Genomic DNA, 21,541 nt, shown 5'->3' on the forward strand with positions numbered 1-21,541 from the left:
TTTATGCGTATTGGCCACGGCTATGATGTGCACCGTTTCGCCGAAGGCGACTTCATCACCCTGGGCGGCGTGCGCATTGCGCACCACCATGGGTTGCTGGCTCATTCCGACGGCGACGTTGTGCTGCATGCCTTGAGCGATGCCTTGCTCGGTGCGGCGGCGTTGGGGGATATCGGTAAACACTTTCCGGACACCGATCCCACCTTCAAGGGCGCGGACAGTCGCGTGCTGCTGCGGCATGTGGTCGGCCTGATCCATGCCAAGGGCTGGAAGGTCGGCAATGTTGATAACACCATCGTCGCCCAGGCGCCCAAAATGGCCCCGCATATCGAGTCGATGCGCGCAGTGATTGCCGCCGATCTGCAAATAGAACTGGATCAAGTCAACGTGAAAGCCACCACCACCGAAAAACTCGGGTTTACCGGTCGAGAAGAGGGCATCGCCGTGCACTCCGTCGCCTTGTTGCTGCGCGCATGAACGACCTGCAACTGTTGGGGCCGCGGGCCTATGGTGAAGCACTGGGCAGCGCGGTACTCAAGGCGACGGCTGAGGACTTCCAGGTGGACGAGGTGCTGGATATCCCGCTGACCGGCGAGGGCGAGCACCTGTGGCTGTGGGTGGAAAAGCGTGGCCTGAACACCGAAGAGGCCGCGCGGCGCATTGCCAAGGCTGCCGGCGTGCCCTTGCGCACGGTCAGCTATGCCGGCCTCAAGGATCGCCAGGCGCTGACCCGCCAGTGGTTCAGCGTGCAACTGCCCGGCAAGGCCGATCCAGACCTGAGCGCGGCGGAAAACGACACCCTGAAGATCCTCAAGACCGCCCGCCACAAGCGCAAGTTGCAGCGTGGCGCCCATGCGGCCAACGGTTTTACCCTGCGCCTGACCCAACTGGTCGGTGACCACGCCGCGATCGATGCGCGCCTGCAACTGATCGCCCAACAGGGTATCCCCAACTATTTCGGCGCCCAGCGGTTTGGCCATAACGGCGGTAACGTCGTCGATGCCCGCGACTGGGCGACCCGCAAGGCCTTGCCGGAGCAGCGCAATGTGCGTTCGCGCCTGCTGTCGACCGCGCGCAGCTTTGTGTTCAATAAAGTGCTGGCGGCGCGGGTTGCCGATGGTTCATGGCAGCGCGCCCAGGTCGGTGACTTGCTGGCGTTCACCGACAGCCGCAGCTTTTTCCCGGCCGGGGAGGCGGAGTGCAGCGATCCGCGCCTGGCCATCCTCGACCTGCATCCCACCGGCCCGCAGTGGGGTGAAGGCGAATCGCCCGCCAGCGGCGCCACCCATGCGCTGGAGCAAACCGTCGCAGCGAGCGAAGCAGACCTGTGCGATTGGCTGGCCAAAGCCGGCATGAGTCAGGAGCGACGCATTCTGCGACTGCCCATTGGCGGGTTGACGTGGCATTATCCCGAGACTGACATTCTGCAATTGGAATTCGTCCTGCCGGCCGGATGCTTCGCCACTGTTTTGGTGCGCGAGCTTGTTGATCTGGTGCCGGTGGGGCAGACGGACAGCCCATGCGTATTCTGATATCTAACGACGACGGGGTCACCGCACCCGGCCTTGCCGCGCTTCATGCTGCGCTGGCCGATTACGCCGAGTGCGTGGTGGTTGCCCCGGACCAGGACAAAAGCGGCGCCAGCAGTTCGCTGACGCTCGACCGTCCTTTGCACCCGCAAACGTTGGCCAACGGCTTTATCAGCGTAAATGGCACGCCGACCGATTGCGTGCACCTGGCGATCAACAGTTTGCTGGTCGATGAGCCGGATTTAGTGGTTTCCGGGATCAACCTGGGCGCCAACCTGGGCGATGACGTGTTGTACTCCGGCACCGTGGCGGCGGCCCTTGAAGGGCGTTTCCTGGGACGCACGGCATTTGCCTTTTCGTTGGCGTCGCGCCAGGTGGATAACCTGGCGACCGCCGCGTACTTCGCGCGCAAACTGGTGGAGGCCCACGACACCCTGGTGCTGCCGCCACGTACAGTGCTCAACGTCAATATCCCCAACCTGCCCCTGGACCATATTCGCGGTATCCAGTTGACCCGCCTGGGCCATCGCGCCCGCGCCGCGGCACCGCTGAAAGTGGTCGATCCCCGTGGCAGGGAAGGCTACTGGATTGCTGCAGCGGGCGACGCCGAGGATGGCGGGCCGGGCACGGACTTTCATGCGGTGATGCAAGGTTATGTTTCGATTACCCCGTTACAACTTGATCGCACCTTCAATGATGCCTTCGGTGGTCTCGATCCCTGGCTGGAGGGGCTGCGCTGATGGCTCGTGAACAGGACGACCTGTTGCGCCGTGGCATCGGCATGACCTCCCAGCGCACCCGTGAGCGATTGATCCAGCGGCTCTACGAAGAGGGGCTGTCCAACGCCCAGGTGTTGGAAGTCATCCGTCGTACCCCGCGTCATCTGTTTGTCGATGAGGCCCTGGCCCATCGCGCCTATGAAGACACCGCGCTGCCCATTGGCCATAACCAGACCATCTCCCAGCCCTACATGGTGGCGCGCATGAGCGAGCTGCTGCTGGCGGCGGGTCCGCTGGACAAAGTGCTGGAAATCGGCACCGGCTCCGGCTACCAGACCGCCGTGCTCTCGCAGTTGGTGGAGCGGGTGTTTTCCGTCGAGCGGATCAAGGTCCTGCAGGACCGGGCCAAGGAGCGCCTGGTGGAATTGAACCTGCGCAATGTGGTGTTTCGCTGGGGGGACGGCTGGGAGGGCTGGCCGGCATTGGCGCCCTATAACGGCATCATCGTGACGGCCGTGGCCACGGATGTGCCTCAGGCGCTTCTCGACCAACTGGCCCCGGGTGGGCGCCTGGTGATTCCGGTCGGGTCGGGTGAAGTGCAGCAACTGATGTTGATTGTGCGCGAAGAAGAAGGTTTTTCGCGGCATGTCCTGGGGGCAGTGCGTTTTGTGCCGTTACTTAATGGGCCGCTGGCCTGATCATTTATGACGGCGCACTGAATTCTATTGCCGGGTATGTGTCTTACAGCGGGGTTCATTGAGTCAACATCAAGTTGGGTAGTTACTTAGCGAGATGAATTTTTCGTTTCTACCTTGTTGCCGGTTAAAGTCCGGCAGCCAGTTATACTGGCGACATATTTCAAGCCTGATACAGGCGTTCATGTTTCAGCCACCACAAAGGGAGCGGCGGGTGAGTCTCACAGTCATTGCGCAGCGTATGAGTAAAACGAGCTTTCAGCGACTGGTGATTGGCCTTGTCTTGAGTTCCTTGTTGGCTGCCTGTTCCAACACAGGCGGCGGGGCACGGGTCGTCGACCGCAATAGCGCGGCACCGCAGCGGCCTACGGTGACCACCGGGCAGTACGTGGTGCGCAAGGGCGATACTATGTTCTCGATCGCCTTCCGTTATGGTTGGGATTACAAGGCGCTGGCCGCGCGGAACAACATCCCGGTGCCCTATACGATACATCCGGGGCAAACGATACGTTTCGATGGGCGCACGGGTTCGGCACCCACGGCAGTTGTGACAAAATCCGGTTCCTCGGCTTCTTCTTCCAGCAAGACGACGGTCTTCACCCGGCCTGCAGGCACCGCTGCGCCGGCGGCTGCGAGGAAGCCGGCACCCGCGCCGTTGCCACCTGTGGGGCCTGCGCCGAAGGGTTGGGGATGGCCCTCAAATGGCATTCTTATTGGAAAATTCTCTTCAAACGGTAGTTTGAATAAAGGCATTGATATCGCCGGGGATTTGGGACAGCCTGTTTTAGCTGCGTCTGATGGGACTGTTGTATACGCCGGGAGTGGTTTACGGGGCTACGGCGAATTGGTCATCATCAAACACAGCGATACCTACGTCAGTGCCTACGGTCATAACCGCAGGTTGTTGGTTCGGGAGGGGCAGCAAGTCAAAGTCGGACAGACAATTGCCGAGATGGGGTCAACTGGTACAGACCGGGTGAAACTGCACTTTGAGATTCGCCGCCAAGGTAAGCCTGTAGATCCACTGCAATTCCTACCCCGGCGTTGATGTGTTGTCAGCCTGTTCCCTCACGTAGAAGGAACAGGCTCCAGCGTTGCCAAGGATAAAGGCGTCGCTTGAGCTTGAGGTCGAACTCACCAAAGGACTATAACAATGGCTCTCAGTAAAGAAGCGCCGGAGTTTGACATCGACGATGAGGTTCTCCTTATGGAGACCGGCATCGGTACGGATTCGATGTCGAATGAGGGACCCGCTGTACCTTCAGTTCGTACCAAGTCCAAAAACTCCACAGCGTTAAAACAGCATAAGTACATTGATTACACCCGGGCGCTCGATGCGACCCAGTTGTATCTCAATGAAATCGGCTTTTCCCCCTTGCTCACTCCCGAAGAAGAAGTCCATTTTGCGCGACTGTCGCAAAAGGGTGATCCTGCTGGGCGCAAGCGCATGATTGAAAGCAATCTGCGACTGGTGGTGAAAATCGCCCGACGCTATGTCAATCGTGGGCTGTCCCTGTTGGACTTGATCGAAGAGGGCAACCTCGGCCTGATCCGGGCAGTGGAGAAGTTTGACCCCGAGCGGGGTTTTCGCTTCTCGACCTACGCTACCTGGTGGATTCGCCAGACCATCGAACGGGCAATCATGAATCAGACCCGGACCATCCGGTTGCCGATTCATGTCGTCAAGGAGCTTAACGTGTACCTGCGGGCAGCACGTGAGCTCACTCAAAAGCTGGATCATGAACCATCGCCTGAAGAGATCGCCAACCTGCTGGAAAAACCGGTGGGAGAGGTCAAGCGCATGCTGGGTCTTAATGAGCGTGTGTCTTCGGTCGATGTCTCGCTGGGTCCGGATTCCGATAAAACCCTGCTGGACACCCTGACGGATGACCGACCAACGGATCCGTGTGAGCTGTTGCAGGACGATGACTTGTCGCAGAGCATCGACCAATGGCTTTCGGAGCTGACGGACAAGCAGCGCGAAGTGGTGATTCGCCGCTTCGGTCTACGTGGCCATGAGAGCAGTACCCTGGAGGATGTTGGCCTGGAGATCGGCTTGACCCGCGAGCGGGTGCGGCAGATCCAGGTTGAGGGTCTCAAGCGTTTGCGGGAGATCCTGGAGAAGAATGGCTTGTCGAGTGAGTCGTTGTTTCAGTAACGGCTTGTAAGGTAGCTATGAGAACGCCCGGTGCATGGGAATGCACCGGGCGTTTTGCGTTGTGGGAGCCCGGCTTGCCGACGATGGCGACCTTGAGGGCGGCTCTCGCTGGCAAGGGCAGCATCAAATTCCAGGCATAAAAAAACCCCGCTTTTAAGGGCGGGGTTCTTTCGACTAAGTCAGTACAAGTTAGATAACTTGAACTTCTTCAGCTTGCATGCCTTTCTGACCGCGGGTAGCGATGAAAGAAACCTGTTGGCCTTCTTTCAGGCTTTTGAAGCCGTCGGATTGGATAGCTTTGAAGTGAACGAACAGGTCGTCACCGGATTGTGGAGTGATGAAGCCGAAGCCTTTTTCATCGTTGAACCACTTAACGGTACCAGTTTGGCGATTAGACATGGTGTATCTCCTTGGACAAAGTTAACTGCGACTCAGGAAAAGCCCTGGCCGAGACTGAGTGCAAAGAGCAGGAAAAATTCTTGGAGATGGTTGGATCGAAATTCAACATATCGTGTAGAGATTCTCAGTGACACAAGCAGCACAGTGGCGCCACCTTAACCCTTTTTCCGGAACGTGCCAATGGTATTTCCGAAGGTTTCTCTATTTTCGTGACTGGCGGTGCCTTTTACAGGCCTGCGGCCCTTTAATTCAGGGGCAGGGCCCGCCCCATACGGCTGACAGTGATCGGGCGCAACTTAATCAAGAAAAACCCCCGCGTCCTTTGAACCGCGAGGCCAGCCCCGGTAAGATGCCCAACAGAATTTTCCACCTCGCTATTCAGGACACCCGCCATGAGCATCAAATCGGACAAGTGGATTCGCCGCATGGCGCAAGAGCACGGCATGATCGAACCCTTCGTCGAGCGCCAGATGCGCGGAGAGGGCGCCGAGCGCCTGATTTCGTTCGGGGTTTCCAGCTATGGCTACGATGTGCGTTGCGCCGATGAGTTCAAGGTGTTCACCAACATCAACTCGGCCACCGTCGATCCGAAAAATTTCGATGAAAAGAGTTTCGTCGATGTGAAGAGCGACGTGTGCATCATCCCGCCAAACTCCTTTGCCCTGGCGCGCACTGTCGAGTTCTTCCGTATTCCGCGCAATGTGCTGACCATCTGCCTGGGCAAGAGCACCTACGCGCGCTGCGGCATTATCGTCAACGTGACTCCGCTTGAGCCGGAATGGGAAGGCCACGTGACCCTGGAGTTTTCCAACACCACCACCTTGCCGGCCAAGATCTACGCCAATGAAGGCGTCGCACAGATGCTGTTCTTCGAATCCGACGAAGAGTGCGAAGTGTCCTATAAAGACCGTGGCGGCAAGTACCAGGGCCAGCGCGGCGTCACCCTGCCACGCACCTGATCGAAACGTCTTACAGGGCAAGGGAATTTGTCAGCGGGCAGGCACTCTATTGGGAGTACTGCCTCGGCGCGTGCACAGCGCGCCGAGCCACGCTTGAGGAGTACCCTATGAAGATCGACCCGCGAATCAGCGCCGAACTTGCCCGGCTTGAACCCAACCAGATTGGTGTTCTGGCCTGGTCCCTGATGGCCGACCCCGCCGCCGGCGGCATCCCTGGCCAGCCTGACCCCGATACCCCGGAACAACCTACCGAGCCTGGTGTGCCGACCCTGCCGGATGAGCCACCACCCGCGCCAGTGGCCTGACAGGCCTCCACAAACCGCTGGTAGCTTTTGTGGTGGCGAGCGGGCTTGCCCGCGTTGGGCTGCGCAGCAGCCCTGAAACCTGGCGCCGCGGTGTATCTGAAGACAGGCGGCAACGTTACAGGGGCTGCTACGCAGCCCGACGCGGGCAAGCCCGCTCGCCACAGTAAGGCCTCTTGCCTTGGCCTCTTACTTCAGATTGCCACTTAGAAACTGCCGCAAACGCTCGCTTTTCGGGTTGCCCAGCACGTCTTCCGGCGTGCCTTCCTCCTCCACCAGCCCGTGGTGCAAAAACAGCACCTGGCTGGAAACCTTGCGCGCAAAACTCATCTCGTGGGTCACCATGATCATGGTCCGCCCCTCTTCAGCCAGGCCCTGGATCACCTTCAGCACTTCGCCCACCAGTTCCGGGTCGAGGGCCGATGTCGGCTCGTCGAACAGCATCACCTCCGGCTCCATCGCCAGGGCGCGTGCGATCGCCACTCGCTGTTGCTGGCCCCCCGAGAGGAACGCCGGATACTGCTCGGCCACCCGTGCCGGCAGCCCTACCTTCTCCAGATAACGCCGGGCACGGTCCTCGGCGTCCTTTTTGCTGCAGCCCAGGACCCGGCGGGGGGCCATGCTGATGTTTTCCAGCACGCTCATATGGCTCCACAGGTTGAAGTGCTGGAACACCATCGCCAGGCGGGTGCGCAGGCGCTGTAGCTCGGCTTCGTCGGCCACGCGCATGCCGTGGCGGTCGCTGACCATACGGATCGGCTGGCCATCCAGGCTAATGGCGCCGTCATTGGGTTGTTCAAGAAAGTTGATGCAACGCAGGAAGGTACTTTTCCCCGAGCCGCTGGCGCCGATCAGGCTGATCACATCACCGCTTTTGGCCTTTAGCGAAACACCTTTGAGCACTTCATGGTCGCCATAGCTTTTATGCAGGCCTTCAACGGTCAGTTTGTACATGGGGCGTGCATCCTCAAGGCGATAGTAAATAGCCGCTGCGATAGGGCGTAAGGCCGGCGACATGGGCAATCACCATGCCGGCCGTGGCCATGCGCCGTAGCGAGCGGGCGTACATCAGGCCGGCATGGCGGCAGTGAACGGGGGTGACGCGGTCGTGAATGGGGTCAATGACCTCGGCGACCAACTGCCCGGCCTCCAGGTATTCTCCTGGCAGCGCGTGGAACACCAGCAAGCCACCTAGCGGGGTTGCCACCGGTTCGACGGCAGCCAGCGGCGTGGCGGGGTAGGGCAAGTCGGGCAGGGGTGCAGGTTCGCCGCTGATGGCGCCAAATCGGATCAGATAGTCGATGATCGCCTGGCAATCGAGACTGGCCAGGCCGTGATTGACATCGCCTTGGCCGCGCAACTCCAGGGTCACGGAAAAACTGCCCTGGGGAATCTCGAAGCGCTCGCCAAAACGTTGCTGCAATTGCCACCAGAGCAGGGTGAAACACTCATCGAAGGATTGCCCCCCGGAATCGGTGGCCAGCAGGCAGGCTTCGGCGCCGATGTAACGGGCCAGCGGCTCGACCTGCGGCCAGGCCTCGGGCGTGGTGTAAAGGTGGGCGACGGCTTCGAAGTCGCAATGCAGGTCCAGCACCATATCGGCATCACAGGCCAGGCGTTGCAGCACCAGGCGCTGGGATTGCAGCTGCGTGGCCGGTACATGGCGGTCGAGGGCCTGGCGCAGGCTGTCGCGGATCAGCGCGACGTTGCGCCTTGGATCATCCCCCAGCCGGCCCTCGACCTGATTGCCGACCTCGTCACTGAGGTCGACAAACAGGCGATTGAAATTCTGCCCGCTCTCCAGCTCGTAGCGGCCCAGGGGAATGTCCATCAGCACTTGCTCCAGGCCCACTGGATTGGCCACCGGCACCAGCACGATTTCGCTGCGCAGGCGGCCGGCTGCAGCCAGTTCCGCCAGGCGTACCTTCAAGTGCCAGGCCACCAGCATGCCGGGCAGTTCGTCGGCGTGCAGCGAGGATTGGATGTAGATTTTGCCTTCGGCCTGCTCTGGCCCGAAGTGAAAGCTGTGGATCTGCCGTGCCGTGCCTGGCACGGGGGCGAGGAGGGGATGAATCTGTTGCCGCATAGGGGCTCCTTAATGGCTCGGCCCGAGAAAGGCCAGCCAGCGCCGCTCCGCCAGACGAAACAGACCGACCAGGGCAAAGGTCACGGTCAGGTAGATCAGCGCAGCGATACCAAACGATTGGAAAGTCAGGAAGGTGGCCGAGTTGGCGTCCCGGGCGACTTTGAGGATGTCCGGGATCGTCGCGGTAAAGGCTACCGTCGTCGAGTGCAGCATCAGGATCACTTCATTACTGTAGTACGGCAATGAACGGCGCAGGGCCGACGGCATGATCACGTAGGCGTAGAGTTTCCAGCCGCTCAGGCCATAGGCTTTCGCCGCTTCGACCTCACCATGGGCCATGCTGCGGATGGCTCCGGCGAAGATTTCCGTGGTGTAGGCGCAGGTGTTGAGGGCAAAGGCCAGAAGGGTGCAGTTCATCGCGTCGCGAAAAAACGCATCCAGCAATGGTTGTGCGCGAACCGCAGCGAGGCTGTAGATACCGGTGTAGCAGATCAGCAGCTGGATATAGAGCGGTGTGCCGCGAAACAGGTAGGTGTAGAACTGCACCGGCCAACGGACCCAGCGCTTGGGTGAGACGCGGGCGATGGACAGTGGGATCGACACCACGAAACCCATGCAGATCGAGGCCGTGAGCAGCCACATCGTCATGGCCAGGCCGCTCATATGGTTGCCATCGCTGTAGAGGAAAGGCCGCCAGTACTCCTGCAACAGTTCGATCATCGCACGGCCTCCCGTGAGCCGGCGGCGTAACGGGCTTCCAGCCTGCGCAGGACGAAGTTTGATGCGCTGGTAATGGCCAGGTAGATCAAGGCCGCCACTACCAGGAAAAAGAACAGTTGGTAGGTACTTTTGCCTGCATCCTGGGCAGCCTTGACCACGTCGGCCAGGCCGATGATCGACACCAGCGCCGTAGCCTTGAGCATCACCATCCAGTTATTGCCAATGCCCGGCAAGGCGAAGCGCATCATTTGCGGGAAGGTCACGTAGCGAAAGCGCTGCCCGCGCTTGAGGCCATAGGCCGTGGCGGCCTCGAGCTGGCCGCGGGGCACGGCGAGGATCGCGCCGCGAAAAGTCTCGGTGAAATACGCACCGTAGATAAAGCCCAGGGTAATCACCCCGGCGCCGAACGGGTTGATCTCGATGTATTCCCATTCCATGTAGTCGGTGAAGCTGGTCAGCCAGGTTTGCAGGCTGTAGAAAATCAACAGCATCAGCACCAGGTCCGGCACGCCGCGAATCAAGGTGGTGTACAGCTGCGCGGGAATGCGCAACAGCGCCAGGCTCGACAACTTGGCGCTGGCGCCGATCAGTCCCAGCAGCACGCTGACGGCCAGGGACAGCACCGACAGCTTGATGGTCATCCAGGTGCCTTGCAGCAACAGCGGGCCAAACCCTTTCAAGCTGAACGCGCCAAGCCCGAGGGTCTGCAACAGGTCTTCAAACATGGGGTACGCCTTTGGCAATCGGTAGTGCGCCCACCCCTTGGAGCGGCGGGCGCCGCAGCGTTATTTGCCGCTGTACAGGTTCAGATCGCCGAAGTGTTTTTTCTGGATGGTGGCGTAGGTGCCATCATCGTGTAACGCTTTGATACCTTTATCCAGAAGGGCTTTGAGCTCTTTGTTACCTTTTGCGATGCCGACTGCGGTCTTGGAGGGCAGCAATTCGCTGTCTACGGGCTTGCTGACTTCATAGCCCGCCCCTTGTGGCGATTTCAGAAAGCCCAGTTCGGCCTGCAGCATGTCCTGGATCGACGCATCCAGGCGGCCCGAGGTCAGGTCGGCATAGACTTGGTCCTGGTTCTGGTAGGCCTGGGTTTTCACTCCGGCCTTGTCCAGCACAGCCTTGGCGTAGGCTTCCTGGATGGTGCCTTGTTCATAGCCGACGGTCTTGCCCTTGAGAGAGGCGATGTCTTCGCTCAGGCCCGAGCCTTTCTTGAATACATAGGAGGTCGGCCCGGAAAACAGCTCGCTGGAGAAGTCGATGACCTTCTCGCGGGCCGGGGTCACGGTCATGGACGAAATCACACCGTCGAACTTCTTGGCTTTCAGGCCCGGGATCATGCCGTCAAAGTCACTTTCCACCCACTTGCAGGTGACCTTCAGCTCCGCACAAATGGCATTGCCCAGGTCGATATCGAAGCCCACCAGGCTGCCGTCGGCGGCCTTGGATTCAAATGGCGCATAGGAAGGGTCCACACCAAAACGCAATTCTTTGTATTCCTTGGCCAAGGCGGTACCGGCGGCCATGCACAGTGCGAGTGCAGAAAGGGTCAGCAATGCTTTTTTCATTATGTAATCCCTGGGAACCAAGATAAGCGCTTGTGGCGCGATTAGGACTGTTACTGAACGGTGTCAGACGAATCGCAAGTAGCAATTTCTGCACCATAGTTCTGAACAGTCTTTTTAATTGGCGGGATTACACGAAGGGTAACGTAGGAAGCGCCCGATATCGGGCGCTAAAAATCTTCAGCACCATTGCAGTGCGGGCGGGGCGCCTACGTGGGATTACTTTCCCGGAACCAGGGTCAGACGAGTCTTGCCATACACCTTTTCAAAGTTCTGTGGCTGCATCGGGAAGCTCAGGTATTGCGCCTTGAGCCATGGATCAATGCCATTGGCATAGTTCGGGCTGGCAGGGTTGCCGGATTGGCCGATCCCGCCTTGACCCATCATCGGTTCCACCTGGCCGAAATCGACAATCATGCGCAGGGCCTGGACTTGGGTGGTGGCGAAATCCTGCCCCCAATTGTAAGGCGTTGCGTTCAACGTACTGTGATCGCCGCCGGCTGCCAATGGGCCGCGAATCGTCTGGCCGCCGGTGTTTTTCCAGGTGTAGCTGTGCAGTTTGCCCCATTGCCAGGCCTTGTGATCTGCGCCCAACTGGCTGTCGCCGGCGGTGATTGCAGCAGCCAGGCTGCGGGCGAGAATCGCCGGTTTGTCTTCTTTGCCAGGGGTGCGCAGGTCGTCCCAGAACGGGCTGTCTTCACGCCCCAGCAGATGGTCGGCCTGGGCCGCGTAGGACAGGTTGGCGTTGCTGACAAAGGCTTTCCAGGTGGCGCTGGATTCCGGGCCCAGCTCGTCGAGGAAAATCTGCCTGGCGCTTTCCTGCAGGAACAGTTGGTAGATCGCGGCGTCGGCCGAGGTGGCTGCCAGCCGCCCGTCGAACGCCATCAGGCGGCCCAGGGCCTGCTGCGCCTTGGCCCGCTCAGCGGCAGGCAGGGCATCAATCGCCTGCTTCAGTGGCTGGGCCATGCCCGGCGCCTGGAACATGCTTTTGAGTTTGGCGGCGAACAGCGTGGTCTGGTCGTACTGCATGGCGATCACGCTGCGGCTGTCGTGCTTGCCGTTGCCGGCCAGTTGCGCCAGGCGTTCGCTGCGCTCCGGCGCGGCCCAGGAGTTGGACAGTTGCATGCCGTAGCCGTGGGGCACCGTACGCTGGTTGGCCGTGCCGACCCAGCCCTGTGGCGGGTCCTGGTCATAGGGATGCAGCATCGCATCGGCGTAGCCGTCCCAGTCAAAGCGCCCGTCCCAGCCCGGCGAGGGCAGCAGGCCTTCACCTTCGCGGCGGTTGGGGAACCGCCCGGTGACCTGCCAGCCGATATTGCTGGCGTCGGCAAATACCATGTTCAGGGCGATGGCCCGAATCTCGCGGCTGGCGTCCGAGGCTTTTTCCACATTCTGCGCCCGGGACAGGTCGAAAAACGCATCCAGGCTCTTGTCGTCCTTGAAACTGGCGGTTTGCAGGGCCAGACCATAACCGCTGGTCAGCGACTGGGCGCTGTTGAGCAACGGTCCGTGGCGGGTTTCGTACACCGCCTCGCGAATCGGCCGCTGGCCCTTGGCGAAGAAGGTTTCGTTACGCACGATTGCCGGCAGCCATTTGCCATTGTGCTCGTAGTACAGCGCGCTGCCCTGGCGTTTGACCTTCTCTAGGAACAGGTCCTGGGAATCGCCGGACACCTGGCTCATGCTCCACGCCACCTTGCCGTTGAAACCGGACAGCAAGGTAGGAATCCCGGCAATCGACACCCCGACCGCCTGGTATTTCGGCGCGCGGATTTGTACGAAATTCCACAGGGACGGCGCCTGCATAGGCGTCGACAGGTCGTTGGCCAACAGGCTGCGACCACTGCGGCTGCGTTGCGGGGCGATGGCCCAGTTGCTGGAGGTGGAAACCCCAAGGGTGTTAAGGCTGCCCAGGTGTTCGTTGATGCTGTTGAGCGTGGCAAGGCCGGGAATCTGCCCGAGATTGACGCCCTTGAGCTTGTCGGACTCCGCCACAGGCAGCGGTTCGTCCGGGTAGCTTGGGGTCAGCCAGGCGAGTTTGTCGGCGCCGACTTTTTGCGCCAGTACCAGGGCGGACAACTCTTCCTGCAGGTTGGCCGACTCACTGAAATTCAGCAGGCAAAACAACAGCGCCGAGTCCTCCGGCTTCCAGTACTCGGGCTTGTAGCCAGTCTGGGCCAGGTCGGGCGGCAGTTTGTCGCGGTAGCGGAACAGGTAGGCGTTGACCCCGCGGGCATACACTTCAAAGAAGCGCTTGAGGCGCGGCGACGAGGCGTTGTACAGCTCGCTGGCGCTTTTCTTCAGGTTGACGGCGCGCATGAAGCGGTCGACATCCAGCACGTCCGCACCGGACATCTCCGCCAGTCGGCCCTGGGCCAACAGGCGCAGGGTAACCATCTGGTTGATTCGGTCGCTGGCGTGCACATAACCGAGGGTGAACAGCGCGTCGTGGAAGGTATTGCTTTCAATCAGCGGCATGCCCTGGCTGTTACGCCGTACGGAAACATTCTGCGCCAGGCCCTTGAGCGGCTGCACGCCGGAAACGGGGGGCAGGGTGTCCTGGCTGTTCAGGGACTGGCAACCGGCCAGGCCCAAGGCACTGGCCACTGCCGCGGCAACGCCGAACCGGGGAAGAAAACGTGAAAGGGCTGGCGAGGCCATGGCAAAGCTCCTGCGGGGGGTAGCGTCAGTAAAGGCGCTACGTTAGTGAGCGCGGCGAACCGACGCAAGCGGGAGGCGATGCTAATTTTCAGGATTTGATTGAGCACATGTGCGAGCTGTCGAGCTTTAGCCAGGCTGCGATAGGAGCATCGTGCTGTATCTGGCAGCCCCAGCGCCTGCATCGCAGCCTCGCCGGGGGCTCGACAGCTCCCACAGGGGGGAGCGTGCATCAGGGTTTCGGCGGGTTGACCTTCTGCACCAGGTCATAGGCTCGCACTGTCGCCGGGCGTTCCTTGATCAGGTTGAACCAGCGATGCAGGTGGGGGAAATCTTCCAAGCGCTGGCTCTGCCATTTGTGGGAAACGATCCACGGGTAGATCGCCATATCGGCAATGCTGTAGGTCTCGCCGGCAACGAAGCTGCGGTCCGCCAGGCGCCGGTCGAGCACGCCATAGAGGCGCGCGGTTTCATCGACGTAGCGTTTGATCGCGTAGGGGATTTTTTCCGGGGCGAACTGGCTGAAATGGTGATTCTGCCCGGCCATCGGGCCCAGGCCGCCCATTTGCCAGAACAACCATTGCAGCACTTCCTGGCGACCGCGCAGGTCCTTGGGCAGGAACTGGCCGGTTTTTTCCGCGAGGTACAGCAGGATGGCTCCGGATTCGAACAGCGAAATCGGCGCGCCACCGTCGCTCGGGTGCTGGTCGACAATGGCAGGAATACGGTTGTTGGGAGCGATCTTCAGGAAGTCTGGCTTGAACTGGTCGCCCTGGCCAATGTTGATCGGGTGCACCTCGTAGGGCAGGCCGGCTTCTTCCAGGAACAACGAAATCTTGTGACCGTTGGGGGTGGTCCAGTAATACAGGTCGATCATGAAGCTCTCCAGGATTGGTGATGCTTGAACGGGCAGGACGCCCGTTGATGTGCCTGTAGGTATAGGTAGTGCTCAGCTACCGAAAATTCAATGAAATATTTGCGTCTAACGATAGAACTGTAGGAGCCGGCTTGCCGGCTCCTGCGGGACGCGTATCAGGCGCCGTGGCACTTCTTGAACTTTTTCTCGCTGCCGCATGGGCATGGATCGTTGCGGCCAACGTCCTTCAGGGCGTTGCGCACCGGTTCCTGGTGGGCATGGCCGCAGTTCGGGCCGTGGACATGACCATGGTCGTGATCGTGGTGATCGTGATCGTGGTTGCAGTCAGGACCATGGACATGGGGTTGCTGAGTCATTGGTGTCGCTCCGGAATAAAATCGCCGGGGATTATCTCGCCATTGCGCATCACGTGCACGTCGTTACCGATGAATAATCCGGTTTTCAACTCACCTTCCAGGCGATAGGGGATGGGGCGGTGCGGATTTTTCAGCAGGTCGGCGATCTCCCGCACCTGTGGCCACAGGTTGGTGCGCACCGTGACCTTGAAAAATCCCCGGCCATGGGGCGGTATGGTCAGCCACTCGTTGGATTCGCCCTCGGTCAGCTCCACGTCAGCCAGGCTGATCTTATAGATCAGGCCGCGCACGGTGAGGTCCGAGTCGTCACGGTTATCCACGCGAAAGTGCAGCTTGAATTTCTGCTCCAGTAGCTTGGCCCGCACCAACTCGACCTTGACCAGGTGGATCTGTGGCGGCGGCGTGTCATCGGCGAACCAGGACGCACAGCCCGAGAGGCCAACGGTCAATACCATTAAACAGCTGTAGGTTCGTAATCGGCTGACCATGACGCAATCCCTTGTAGGAGCCGGCTTGCCGGCGATGGTCGTCAACGATGACGAGGGTTGTGTGGTTTAGCGCGGTGTCCGTGGTTTTACAGGTAACTGGAACAGCATTTCTTGAACTTCTGCCCACTGCCGCACAGGCAGGCATCATTACGCCCGGCCTTCACCTCCACCGTAGGATCAATAAAGTACCAACGCCCATCGTTCTGTACGAAAGACGACTGTTCGCGGTGGCTGTGTTCGCCGGTGCTGTCATGCCAGCGTGCGGTAAAAGTGACAAAGGCATGTTCCGGCTGCCCACCAAACACCTCGGAGCTTTCCACTTCCAGGCCGAGCCAGGTGCTTTGCGCGCTCCAGGCCCCGATGGCATCACGGTCGAGGCCGTTCTGTTGTGCCGGTAGCGTAGTGGCCACCAGATAATCCACCAGCCCCAGCACATAGGCGCTGTAGCGTGAGCGCATCAACGCGGTGGCGCACGGCGCGGGGTGGCCAGTGTGGTAATGGCCGCAACAGGCATCCAGCAGGTTGCCGCTGCCGCAAGGGCAAATGGATGTACTCATGGTTACCACCAATACTTTCCGAAATTTTCCGGGTTGGCCCAGAACCGGGCATTCAGCCAGTCCGGCACTTGTTTGTATTCAAGCAGATCGTAGGTAAACAGCGTCAGTACCTGATTGTCGCGGCAAAACTGCTCATTGGTCTGCAGGGCCAGGGAGAAAAAGTCGGTGTCCTTCCAGCCGCAGGCGGCAAGGTCGGCGAGAACGGCGATGCGGCTGGCATTGAGGTTGCGCACGCCGCCCAGCAGCTCCAGACCTGCACGTTTTGACAGGTGCTCCAGGCAATCGACCACCAGGGCCAGGTCAAATCGCTGGGCGGCCACCTCAGGTGGCAATGGCCCAGGCCCGGCGACGCAGACCACGGTGTCAGGGTGCGCCTGCTGGAATGCCTCCAGCGCCGGGAAGTGGCCGGCGCCCAACACCAGCAGGCGTTTGGGGGCTTGGCGATCAAGCAGGGCAGCGAGTGCTTGCTGCGGAGTACGGGAAGAATTGCCGGCGGTCATCGAAGATCCTCACATCAGAACCTTCAAGACTAGCCTGCTTGAGCGTGCGGGCCTAGAGCGGGCGCTCGCCTGTCGACCGGAAAAAGCGGCCTCGTCCAATGAATACGGGGGTGTGGCCGGCTGGCGCAGATGAAAAGAGCGGTCTTTACTCCACCCATCGGCTTGCGGCCGATCCCCTCAGGAGAAATCAAATGAGCATCATGCGGACAGCTCTACCCTTGGTTCTGCTAACCGGAGTATTGACAGGTTGCGCAGGCTTGCAAAAAACCGACTGGCCCACCTGTGCCGCCCTCGGCGGCGTAACCGGGGCCGCGCTGGGCGCTACCGAAAGTTCTTCATGGGCTGGCGGTGGCGCATTGTTGATTGGCGGCATGGCCGGCGCCTATTGCTGGGTGCATGGCGACGGTGACGAAGACGCGGATGGCGTCCCGGACAGTCGCGACAAGTGCCCGGGCACCCCGAAGGGTGTGCAGGTGGATGCCAACGGCTGCCCGCCGGTACCTGAGGCGGTCGTCGTCGAGGAAGTGGTCGTGGTCCAGGAAGAGACCATCGTGATTCGTGATGTGCACTTCGAGTTCGATTCGGCCCGGCTGACGGCCGCCGACAAAACCAAGCTCGACACGGTTGCCACACGCCTGAAACAGGAAGCGCCGACTGCGCAGTTGCGGGTCAGCGGGCACACCGACAGCGTCGGTAAAGATGCCTACAACCAGAAACTTTCGGAAAAACGCGCCCGTTCGGTGACCGAGTACCTGGTCAGCTCCGGCGTGCCCCGCAGTAACTTTGTGTCGGTGACGGGGGCCGGTGAGAGCCATCCGGTGGCCGACAACAAAACCGCCGATGGCCGCGCCCAGAACCGTCGCGTGGAAATTCAAATCAACCGCTAAGACATTTCTGATATGCCCCTGGGTGGTGTCAGGGGCATTTCTTACAGTTGTATCCGACGAATCTCGGCGATCTGGCCGCCAAGTTGCAGCCTTCTCAAGTTTTTTAATCCTTCACTGGCAAATCGCCTGTAGAACTCGTTACTGTGCGCCCAAAGAATAATGTGCAAGGGGGCGTAGGGCATGAAGCTGTTGCTAGGATTGGGGAAGTTGCTGGCGATGCTGTTCTGGACGGTGGTGCTGGTCAACCTGTTCAAACCGCTGACTAATCCATTTCATCTGTTGGTCAACCTGGTCGGCAGCCTGTTGTTGCTGGTCCACCTTCTGGAGTTGGTGTTATTCAACGCCAGCGTCAAACATCGTGCTCACCCCTGGCGTGACCGCCTGCTGATCCTGTTGCTGGGGATGTTCCATATAAAGAGCCTGCCTGCGCCTACGGCTAACCAAGACAACAAGGATGCCAATCATGCGTAAGGTTTTTCTCCTGGCCCTGCTGGTCAGCCCCATTGCCCTGGCCGAAAGCGTCAGTGTCGAGACCCACTCGCTGATGCGCTTGCCCAACAGCACCAGCGTGCTGCAGTTGGAGCGCCTGGAAGTGGCGGACTATGGCACCTTGTTGATTCCGGCCAATATCACCCAGGTCACTATCGACGAACTGCACCTGGGCCGCGAAGCGCGGATTGCCATCGTGCCCAGCGCCTCGGCCCTGCAGTTGCAGGTGCGGCATGCGCAGTTGGAGCATGGCAGCCAAATCACCTCCCGTGGCGCGCCCGGCACCCATGAAAAACCGGCCCGGCCGGGGCGTGACCTGACCCTGCGAATCAATGGGTTGATTGCAGAAGAGCTGTCCGTCGATGCCCGTGGTGGCACCGGTGCCCAGGGTTACAGCGGCCTGGATGGTGCCAATGGCGAAGACCCTGGTTGCACCTGGGGTTCGGCCGGACGTGGCGCCAATGGTGACAACGGCGGCGACGGGCTGCCGGGGGCGGCGGGGGCGGCGGTGCGCATCGAGTTGCCGCGGGATTATCCGAGTGAGCAGATCAAGGTCTGGGTCGAGGGTGGTGCGGGTGGTTTACCGGGTGTGGCCGGCAAGCCGGGCAAGGGCGGCGCGTCCAAGGGCTGCCTGGTGTACCGCGCCGACGGCGGCGAGAAAGGCCGGCCGGGTCTGGAAGGCCAGGCGGGGCCGGCGGGGCCTGCCGGTACGGTGACCATCCAGCGGCTTTGAGCTATCGGCACTGGCCCATCGCGGGCAAGCCCGCTCCCACATTTTTGGGTATTCACAAATCAAAGTGTGGGAGCGGGCTTGCCCGCGATGAGGCACTGAGGAACAACCTCAGAACATCGGCCGAGCCGAAGCCACGCCCACCACCACCAACCCGACAATCAGATTGATCCCTACCAGCTTTCGGATTCTTCCCAGCACCTGCGCGCCCGTCGCCCAGTCTTCGGCCGCCACAGCCGTGCGCAGTTCAGGCAGTTGCAACGCCTGGATGCGGATAAACAGCGCGGTCATTACCACATACAAACCCATCATCACTTGCACATAACGCGGCGCGGTTTCAAACCCGTTGAAGCGCAGTTGCAACAGGCCGACGCCACTGATCGGCAAGATCAGCACCGCGACCCAGACCCACACGAAAAAACGCTGAAACACATTCATCCACAATTTCAGCCGTGGAGGGCCGTCGAGCGCCGCCATTGCGGCCGGGCGCAGGATCATCCAGGCGAAAAACATACCGCCGACCCAGACCAGGGCGGCCAATACATGCAGGGTGTAGGCAAGGCTAAACATGGTCATTGAGGTACTCCGTTCTGCGCGGGATTAATTAGCGGGGTATGATAGCGGCCGATCCGAACCACTGAAAATTTATCCAGCGTTTTTTGCGCCCGACTATCCATGATCAGCACTGAACTCAAAACCACGATCCAGGGCGCCTACTCGCGTTTTCTCGAAGCCAAGAGCTTGAAACCGCGCTACGGCCAGCGCCTGATGATCGCCGAAGTGGCCAAGGTCCTCGGGGATATCGACACCGATGACGAAGGCCGGCGCAGTGGCGACCCTGCGGTCGTGGCCGTCGAGGCCGGCACCGGTACCGGCAAGACTGTGGCCTACAGCCTGGCGGCGATTCCCACTGCCAAGGCCGCCGGCAAGCGCCTGGTGATTGCCACCGCCACCGTGGCCCTGCAAGAGCAGATCGTCTACAAAGACCTGCCGGACCTGATGCGCAACAGTGGCCTGAGCTTCACCTTTGCCCTGGCCAAGGGCCGTGGCCGCTATATGTGCCTGTCCAAGCTGGATGTGCTGTTGCAGGAAGGCCACGCGCAAACCGCCACGGCCTCGCTGTTCGAAGAAGAAGGCTTCAAGATCGAAGTCGATGAGGCCAGCCAGAAGCTGTTTACCAGCATGATCGAGAAGCTGGCCGGCAATAAGTGGGACGGCGACCGCGACAGTTGGCCCAACGCCCTGGAAGATGCCGACTGGGCGCGCCTGACTACCGATCATAGCCAGTGCACCAACCGGCACTGCCCCAACTTCGGCCAGTGCGCCTTCTACAAGGCCCGCGAAGGCATGGGCAAGGTCGACGTGATTGTCACCAACCACGACATGGTCCTGGCTGACCTGGCCCTGGGCGGCGGCGCCGTGCTGCCCGACCCGCGCGACACCCTCTACGTGTTCGACGAAGGCCATCACCTGCCCGACAAGGCCATCGGCCACTTTGCCCACTACACACGCCTGCGTTCCACCGCTGACTGGCTGGAAACCACCGCCAAGAACCTCACCAAGCTGCTGGCCCAGCATCCGCTGCCGGGCGACCTGGGCAAGTTGATCGAACAGGTGCCGGAGTTGGCGCGGGAGATCAAGACCCAGCAACAGTTCATGTTCAGCGCCTGCGAACAGGTGGCGGACTTCAAGCCCGGCGAAGACGTTGAAGGTCGCGAGCGGCCACGCCATCGCTTTGTCGGCGGGCTGATCCCCGAGCATATGCGCGAGATGGGTGTGGAGTTGAAGAAGGGCTTCTCACGCCTGACCGACCTGTTCACCCGCCTCACCGACCTGCTCAAGGAAGGCATGGACGGCGAGGTCAATATCGGCATCGCCAGCAACCAGGCCGAAGAGTGGTATCCGTTGTTTGGCAGCCTGTTGTCCCGTGCCCAGGGCAACTGGGAATTGTGGACGGCCTTCACCGTTGAAGACCCGGAAGACAATCCTCCCATGGCCCGCTGGCTGACGCTGTCGGAGAGCGGTGCGCTGTTCGATATCGAGGTCAACGCCAGCCCGATCCTTGCCGCAGAAATGCTCCGGCGCAACCTGTGGAATGTGGCCTACGGCGCCCTGGTGACCTCGGCCACCCTGACGGCCCTGGGCACCTTCGACCGCTTCCGCATGCGCGCCGGCCTGCCGAAAAAAGCCGTCACTGCCGTGGTCCCCAGCCCGTTCCATCACGCCGACGCTGGCGTGCTGCGGGTGCCGGACCTCAAGGCCGACCCACGGGATGCGCCGGCCCACACCGCGGCAATCATTCGTGACCTGCCGTCGCTGGTGGAAGGCTCCAAGGGCACCCTGGTGCTGTTCTCGTCGCGTAAACAGATGCAGGACGTGTTCGACGGCCTCGACCGCGACTGGCGCAAACAGGTGTTTATCCAGGGCAACCTGTCGAAACAGGAAACCCTGAACAAGCACAAGGCGCGGGTTGATGGCGGGGACTCCAGCGTGCTGTTCGGCCTGGCGAGCTTTGCCGAAGGTGTCGACCTGCCCGGTGCCTACTGCGAGCACGTGGTGATCGCCAAGATCCCGTTCTCGGTGCCGGATGATCCGGTCGAAGCTGCGCTGGCCGAGTGGATCGAAGCCCGGGGCGGTAATCCGTTCATGGAGATCTCGGTACCGGATGCCTCGTTGAAGCTGGTCCAGGCCTGTGGTCGCTTGCTGCGTACCGAAGAAGACCGGGGCACCATCACCTTGCTCGACCGCCGTCTGGTCACCCAGCGCTATGGCAAGGCGATCCTGAATGCCTTGCCGCCTTTCCGGCGCGAAATTTCTTAAGCCGCAGTGGGCGAATTCGCCCACTTCGTGGTCTATCTCATGTATGT

The 21,541-nt window shown here is 60.7% G+C and carries 25 protein-coding genes; 12 read left to right on the forward strand and 13 right to left on the reverse strand.

Annotation, left to right across the window (positions count from 1 at the left end):
* Positions 1-3: 3 nt before the first annotated feature.
* From ispF to rpoS, 6 genes are all read left to right on the forward strand, one after another.
* Positions 4-477 carry a 2-C-methyl-D-erythritol 2,4-cyclodiphosphate synthase gene (ispF, locus tag PSH73_RS05685; RefSeq protein WP_029297241.1) on the forward strand — a complete coding sequence of 158 codons (474 nt, stop codon included), beginning with the start codon at positions 4-6 and terminating at the stop codon, positions 475-477.
* Positions 474-1,532, forward strand: coding sequence for a tRNA pseudouridine(13) synthase TruD (truD, locus tag PSH73_RS05690; RefSeq protein ID WP_169990175.1), 1,059 nt, complete (start codon positions 474-476; stop codon positions 1,530-1,532). The genes ispF and truD overlap by 4 nt, the downstream gene beginning before the upstream one ends.
* On the forward strand, positions 1,520-2,269 hold the full coding sequence (gene surE, locus PSH73_RS05695; RefSeq protein WP_057958707.1) for a 5'/3'-nucleotidase SurE: 750 nt from the start codon (positions 1,520-1,522) through the stop codon (positions 2,267-2,269). The genes truD and surE overlap by 13 nt, the downstream gene beginning before the upstream one ends.
* A 41-nt stretch (positions 2,270-2,310) precedes the next feature.
* Complete coding sequence (locus tag PSH73_RS05700; RefSeq protein WP_169865481.1) at positions 2,311-2,946, forward strand: protein-L-isoaspartate(D-aspartate) O-methyltransferase; 636 nt, start codon at positions 2,311-2,313, stop codon at positions 2,944-2,946.
* Between the two features lie 211 nt (positions 2,947-3,157).
* Entirely contained in the window at positions 3,158-3,991 is an 834-nt protein-coding gene (locus tag PSH73_RS05705) for a peptidoglycan DD-metalloendopeptidase family protein (RefSeq protein ID WP_057958708.1), read from the forward strand.
* A 105-nt stretch (positions 3,992-4,096) separates the two neighbouring features.
* Positions 4,097-5,101, forward strand: a complete 1,005-nt coding sequence (gene rpoS / locus PSH73_RS05710) for an RNA polymerase sigma factor RpoS (RefSeq protein WP_057958709.1) — start codon at positions 4,097-4,099, stop codon at positions 5,099-5,101.
* A gap of 189 nt (positions 5,102-5,290) precedes the next feature.
* Here rpoS and PSH73_RS05715 read toward each other — a convergent pair whose 3' ends face one another.
* Entirely contained in the window at positions 5,291-5,500 is a 210-nt protein-coding gene (locus PSH73_RS05715; RefSeq protein WP_002554837.1) for a cold-shock protein, read from the reverse strand.
* 392 nt (positions 5,501-5,892) lie between these two features.
* Between PSH73_RS05715 and dcd the strand changes: the two genes are divergently transcribed.
* Positions 5,893-6,459 (forward strand): dCTP deaminase, encoded by a 567-nt coding sequence (gene dcd / locus PSH73_RS05720; protein ID WP_003219273.1) that lies wholly within the window; start codon positions 5,893-5,895, stop codon positions 6,457-6,459.
* Between the two features lie 107 nt (positions 6,460-6,566).
* Positions 6,567-6,764, forward strand: a complete 198-nt coding sequence (locus PSH73_RS05725; protein WP_029297182.1) for a hypothetical protein — start codon at positions 6,567-6,569, stop codon at positions 6,762-6,764.
* Between the two features lie 186 nt (positions 6,765-6,950).
* Here PSH73_RS05725 and PSH73_RS05730 read toward each other — a convergent pair whose 3' ends face one another.
* From PSH73_RS05730 to PSH73_RS05780, 11 genes are all read right to left on the reverse strand, one after another.
* Positions 6,951-7,715, reverse strand: coding sequence for an ABC transporter ATP-binding protein (locus tag PSH73_RS05730; protein ID WP_057958710.1), 765 nt, complete (start codon positions 7,713-7,715; stop codon positions 6,951-6,953).
* Positions 7,716-7,728: 13 nt separating this feature from the next.
* Positions 7,729-8,847, reverse strand: a complete 1,119-nt coding sequence (locus PSH73_RS05735; RefSeq protein ID WP_057958711.1) for a succinylglutamate desuccinylase/aspartoacylase family protein — start codon at positions 8,845-8,847, stop codon at positions 7,729-7,731.
* 9 nt (positions 8,848-8,856) lie between these two features.
* Complete coding sequence (locus PSH73_RS05740; protein WP_057958712.1) at positions 8,857-9,567, reverse strand: ABC transporter permease; 711 nt, start codon at positions 9,565-9,567, stop codon at positions 8,857-8,859.
* A complete protein-coding gene (locus PSH73_RS05745; protein WP_057439877.1) occupies positions 9,564-10,292 on the reverse strand; it encodes an ABC transporter permease in 729 nt (242 codons plus the stop codon). Before PSH73_RS05745 ends, PSH73_RS05740 begins: the two co-directional genes overlap by 4 nt.
* A 60-nt stretch (positions 10,293-10,352) precedes the next feature.
* Positions 10,353-11,135 carry a transporter substrate-binding domain-containing protein gene (locus PSH73_RS05750; RefSeq protein ID WP_057958713.1) on the reverse strand — a complete coding sequence of 261 codons (783 nt, stop codon included), beginning with the start codon at positions 11,133-11,135 and terminating at the stop codon, positions 10,353-10,355.
* 216 nt (positions 11,136-11,351) lie between these two features.
* Positions 11,352-13,793 (reverse strand): penicillin acylase family protein, encoded by a 2,442-nt coding sequence (locus tag PSH73_RS05755; RefSeq protein ID WP_169990176.1) that lies wholly within the window; start codon positions 13,791-13,793, stop codon positions 11,352-11,354.
* Between the two features lie 229 nt (positions 13,794-14,022).
* Positions 14,023-14,667 (reverse strand): glutathione S-transferase N-terminal domain-containing protein, encoded by a 645-nt coding sequence (locus PSH73_RS05760; RefSeq protein WP_115127542.1) that lies wholly within the window; start codon positions 14,665-14,667, stop codon positions 14,023-14,025.
* Between the two features lie 155 nt (positions 14,668-14,822).
* Complete coding sequence (locus tag PSH73_RS05765) at positions 14,823-15,023, reverse strand: SEC-C metal-binding domain-containing protein (protein ID WP_003189235.1); 201 nt, start codon at positions 15,021-15,023, stop codon at positions 14,823-14,825.
* Positions 15,020-15,478: an LEA type 2 family protein gene (locus tag PSH73_RS05770; protein WP_370693719.1), complete on the reverse strand. Its 459-nt coding sequence runs from the start codon at positions 15,476-15,478 to the stop codon at positions 15,020-15,022. The genes PSH73_RS05765 and PSH73_RS05770 overlap by 4 nt, the downstream gene beginning before the upstream one ends.
* A gap of 119 nt (positions 15,479-15,597) precedes the next feature.
* Positions 15,598-16,068, reverse strand: coding sequence for a YchJ family protein (locus PSH73_RS05775; RefSeq protein WP_057439866.1), 471 nt, complete (start codon positions 16,066-16,068; stop codon positions 15,598-15,600).
* 2 nt (positions 16,069-16,070) lie between these two features.
* Positions 16,071-16,568: a DUF6231 family protein gene (locus tag PSH73_RS05780; protein WP_057439863.1), complete on the reverse strand. Its 498-nt coding sequence runs from the start codon at positions 16,566-16,568 to the stop codon at positions 16,071-16,073.
* 191 nt (positions 16,569-16,759) lie between these two features.
* Between PSH73_RS05780 and PSH73_RS05785 the strand changes: the two genes are divergently transcribed.
* From PSH73_RS05785 to PSH73_RS05795, 3 genes are all read left to right on the forward strand, one after another.
* Positions 16,760-17,455 carry an OmpA family protein gene (locus PSH73_RS05785; protein WP_115127545.1) on the forward strand — a complete coding sequence of 232 codons (696 nt, stop codon included), beginning with the start codon at positions 16,760-16,762 and terminating at the stop codon, positions 17,453-17,455.
* 180 nt (positions 17,456-17,635) lie between these two features.
* The gene (locus tag PSH73_RS05790) at positions 17,636-17,926 is read left to right on the forward strand and encodes a DUF1145 domain-containing protein (protein WP_057439859.1); all 291 of its coding nucleotides are present in this window, start codon (positions 17,636-17,638) and stop codon (positions 17,924-17,926) included.
* A complete protein-coding gene (locus tag PSH73_RS05795; protein WP_128593466.1) occupies positions 17,919-18,677 on the forward strand; it encodes a collagen-like protein in 759 nt (252 codons plus the stop codon). The genes PSH73_RS05790 and PSH73_RS05795 overlap by 8 nt, the downstream gene beginning before the upstream one ends.
* A gap of 108 nt (positions 18,678-18,785) precedes the next feature.
* On the opposite strand, the gene PSH73_RS05800 is transcribed toward PSH73_RS05795, so the two are convergent.
* A complete protein-coding gene (locus tag PSH73_RS05800) occupies positions 18,786-19,250 on the reverse strand; it encodes a CopD family protein (protein WP_305462086.1) in 465 nt (154 codons plus the stop codon).
* Positions 19,251-19,349: 99 nt separating this feature from the next.
* Here PSH73_RS05800 and dinG point away from each other — a divergent pair, with 99 nt between their 5' ends.
* Positions 19,350-21,494, forward strand: coding sequence for an ATP-dependent DNA helicase DinG (gene dinG / locus PSH73_RS05805; RefSeq protein ID WP_032858113.1), 2,145 nt, complete (start codon positions 19,350-19,352; stop codon positions 21,492-21,494).
* The last annotated feature ends 47 nt before the right edge of the window (positions 21,495-21,541 follow it).

Source organism: Pseudomonas sp. FP2294 (assembly GCF_030687625.1).
GTDB lineage: Bacteria > Pseudomonadota > Gammaproteobacteria > Pseudomonadales > Pseudomonadaceae > Aquipseudomonas > Aquipseudomonas shahriarae.

Bases quoted from the DNA above. Each gene is read 5' to 3' on its own strand.
- PSH73_RS05755 (WP_169990176.1), bottom strand. From the start codon at position 13,793: ATGGCCTCGCCAGCCCTTTCACGTTTTCTTCCCCGGTTCGGCGTTGCC.
- ispF (WP_029297241.1), top strand. From the start codon at position 4: ATGCGTATTGGCCACGGCTATGATGTGCACCGTTTCGCCGAAGGCGAC.
- PSH73_RS05740 (WP_057958712.1), bottom strand. From the start codon at position 9,567: ATGATCGAACTGTTGCAGGAGTACTGGCGGCCTTTCCTCTACAGCGAT.
- PSH73_RS05785 (WP_115127545.1), top strand. From the start codon at position 16,760: ATGAGCATCATGCGGACAGCTCTACCCTTGGTTCTGCTAACCGGAGTA.
- PSH73_RS05735 (WP_057958711.1), bottom strand. From the start codon at position 8,847: ATGCGGCAACAGATTCATCCCCTCCTCGCCCCCGTGCCAGGCACGGCA.
- PSH73_RS05800 (WP_305462086.1), bottom strand. From the start codon at position 19,250: ATGACCATGTTTAGCCTTGCCTACACCCTGCATGTATTGGCCGCCCTG.
- PSH73_RS05750 (WP_057958713.1), bottom strand. From the start codon at position 11,135: ATGAAAAAAGCATTGCTGACCCTTTCTGCACTCGCACTGTGCATGGCC.
- PSH73_RS05795 (WP_128593466.1), top strand. From the start codon at position 17,919: ATGCGTAAGGTTTTTCTCCTGGCCCTGCTGGTCAGCCCCATTGCCCTG.
- dcd (WP_003219273.1), top strand. From the start codon at position 5,893: ATGAGCATCAAATCGGACAAGTGGATTCGCCGCATGGCGCAAGAGCAC.
- PSH73_RS05725 (WP_029297182.1), top strand. From the start codon at position 6,567: ATGAAGATCGACCCGCGAATCAGCGCCGAACTTGCCCGGCTTGAACCC.
- PSH73_RS05790 (WP_057439859.1), top strand. From the start codon at position 17,636: ATGAAGCTGTTGCTAGGATTGGGGAAGTTGCTGGCGATGCTGTTCTGG.
- PSH73_RS05765 (WP_003189235.1), bottom strand. From the start codon at position 15,023: ATGACTCAGCAACCCCATGTCCATGGTCCTGACTGCAACCACGATCAC.
- PSH73_RS05775 (WP_057439866.1), bottom strand. From the start codon at position 16,068: ATGAGTACATCCATTTGCCCTTGCGGCAGCGGCAACCTGCTGGATGCC.
- surE (WP_057958707.1), top strand. From the start codon at position 1,520: ATGCGTATTCTGATATCTAACGACGACGGGGTCACCGCACCCGGCCTT.
- PSH73_RS05780 (WP_057439863.1), bottom strand. From the start codon at position 16,568: ATGACCGCCGGCAATTCTTCCCGTACTCCGCAGCAAGCACTCGCTGCC.
- PSH73_RS05760 (WP_115127542.1), bottom strand. From the start codon at position 14,667: ATGATCGACCTGTATTACTGGACCACCCCCAACGGTCACAAGATTTCG.
- rpoS (WP_057958709.1), top strand. From the start codon at position 4,097: ATGGCTCTCAGTAAAGAAGCGCCGGAGTTTGACATCGACGATGAGGTT.
- PSH73_RS05770 (WP_370693719.1), bottom strand. From the start codon at position 15,478: ATGGTATTGACCGTTGGCCTCTCGGGCTGTGCGTCCTGGTTCGCCGAT.
- truD (WP_169990175.1), top strand. From the start codon at position 474: ATGAACGACCTGCAACTGTTGGGGCCGCGGGCCTATGGTGAAGCACTG.
- PSH73_RS05730 (WP_057958710.1), bottom strand. From the start codon at position 7,715: ATGTACAAACTGACCGTTGAAGGCCTGCATAAAAGCTATGGCGACCAT.
- PSH73_RS05745 (WP_057439877.1), bottom strand. From the start codon at position 10,292: ATGTTTGAAGACCTGTTGCAGACCCTCGGGCTTGGCGCGTTCAGCTTG.
- dinG (WP_032858113.1), top strand. From the start codon at position 19,350: ATGATCAGCACTGAACTCAAAACCACGATCCAGGGCGCCTACTCGCGT.
- PSH73_RS05700 (WP_169865481.1), top strand. From the start codon at position 2,311: ATGACCTCCCAGCGCACCCGTGAGCGATTGATCCAGCGGCTCTACGAA.
- PSH73_RS05715 (WP_002554837.1), bottom strand. From the start codon at position 5,500: ATGTCTAATCGCCAAACTGGTACCGTTAAGTGGTTCAACGATGAAAAA.